Annotated in this window: 1 protein-coding gene; it reads left to right on the plus strand. The window is 47.1% G+C overall.

Going from position 1 to position 433, the window contains the following annotated elements; all coding sequences use genetic code 11:
• Nucleotides 1-433, plus strand: a 433-nt coding sequence (locus ACEWB7_RS17960; RefSeq protein WP_411581085.1) for an ABC transporter permease, incomplete at both ends; no start/stop codon positions are given.

Raw genomic sequence — 433 nt, forward strand, 5'->3', positions numbered from 1 at the left:
GCGGGTAACGGACCTTTTTCAGGCAGACCAGATTGCGGATCAGGTAGGACGCCTGACGTCCTTGCAGGCTGAAAGCTGGATTGAAACCAATGCCCAGTTGATGAATGCGATTTCCTCACAAAGTCTCTCGACCAATATGATTATTATTTTCGTCGCCGTTTCAGTTGCGTTTGGTATTGCCAGTGTCATGTCAGTTAGCGTGGTGCAACGAACCCGGGAAATTGGAATCTTACGCGCAACCGGTGCAACCCAAACACAAATTTTAAGAGTATTCCTGTTTCAGGGGGCGATTTTTGGGCTTATCGGGTCCGCAATCGGCAGCTCTGCCAGTTATGGTCTGGTATGGATTTTTAATAATTTTGGTCCAGGTCTGTTTTATATTCCGGTACCTATTGAACTGGTACTTCTCGCGCTGTTATTGGCAACTTTGACC

It is taken from the genome of Acinetobacter sp. NIOH-H-8 (assembly GCF_046635365.1).
In the GTDB taxonomy this organism is placed as follows: domain Bacteria; phylum Pseudomonadota; class Gammaproteobacteria; order Pseudomonadales; family Moraxellaceae; genus Acinetobacter.